General features: G+C 70.4%; 1 protein-coding gene. It reads left to right on the top strand.

Going from position 1 to position 1319, the window contains the following annotated elements; all coding sequences use genetic code 11:
- Nucleotides 1-211 precede the first annotated feature (211 nt).
- On the top strand, nt 212-1319 hold a 1108-nt coding region (locus MCM47_RS40895), incomplete at its 3' end, for an NERD domain-containing protein (protein ID WP_238951848.1).

Below are 1319 nucleotides of genomic sequence, written 5' to 3'. Positions count from 1 at the left end.
GGCGACAGCCCGCCGTGACCCATGGCCCGATTGATCACGAGAAGGACTACACGCCTCCACCCGTCGGCCCTGACCGATAGGGTCAAGGCCGTGGAGAAGGCCATGGTTCGTCCGCGGCCGGGCAGCAAGGACCAGGGAGGGCACAGGGGTGTCGGCAGCGGGCAAGGACGGCAACTCGGGGGCGCGTCGACCAAAGCCTGCACCGCCTCGCGTGCAGCGCTGGTTCCAGGAACGCCCCTCTCCGTTCCCGCACGAGCAGGAGGCGCTCGACCACGTCAAGGCGCTGATGCCGCAGGCGGAGCCCTTTCGGGCCTGGGCGACCTTTTCGTTCACGGCCGCCTCGGGCCGCACCAACGAGTGCGACCTGCTCATCCTCGTGCCGCGCGGCCTGTTCCTCGTGGAGCTCAAGGCGCACCCGGGGCGTCTCGTCAACAACGGGAGCACCTGGAACTTCCACGGCCCCGACCGGGTCCGCACGATCAACAATCCCCTGCACCTGACCGACCTCAAGTCCAAGGAACTGCGGGCCCGGCTGACCTGGGCCGCACAGACCTCCCACACAGGTGTCCGCATCCCGTTTGTCTCCCCGGCGGTGTTCCTGTCCGCTCCGAGCCTGCGATCCGAGCTCGACACCGTCCAGCAGACCAACGTCTACGGCCGCGACGACGGCGCCAGCGGCCTGCCCCGGATCTGGCAGGACTTCCTCGGCCTGCCCCCGCAGCGGGACTCCGAGGCTGCCCGGCGCGAGCGACTCGACCTGGCACGGGCGCTGCCCGACCTCATGAAGAGGATCGGCGTTCGGGCATCCACTGCCCACCTGAGCTTTGGTGACGGCTGGAACCTCGCCGGGCGCCCCCTCGACGGCGGCCCCACGTGGGAGGACCGTCTCGCCATCCGCGAGCAGCCCATCCGCGAGGAGGGCCGCGTCCGGGTCTACCTGGTGAGCCTCCAGGCAACCGCGGAGACCCGAAACTCGGTCGAACGAGCAGCCCGGCGCGAGTACCAGGTCCTCCAAGGCATCAGCCACCGCGGCATCGCCCAAGCCCGGGAGTTCCGCGACCACCAGGGTGGCCCGGCCATCCTCTTCAACCATCGCGCCTCCGACCTGCGCCTGGACGCCTATCTGGCCACCCACGGCGCCTCACTGACCCCCGACACCCGACTCGAGCTCGTTCGCCAGATCGCCGACGCGCTGCGCTACGCCCACCAGCGCTCGCTCTACCACCGCGCTCTCGCTGCCCGCTCGGTCTACGTCTCCTGCAAGCCCGACGGGTCCAGCCCGGTCGTGCGCATCGTCGACTGGCAGGTCGCCGCCCCCG

It is taken from the genome of Kitasatospora sp. A2-31 (genome assembly GCF_022288725.1).
Taxonomy (GTDB): Bacteria; Actinomycetota; Actinomycetes; order Streptomycetales; family Streptomycetaceae; genus Kitasatospora.
Note: the sequence above shows the minus strand (reverse complement) of the source record. Positions and strands in the feature narration are given on the sequence as shown.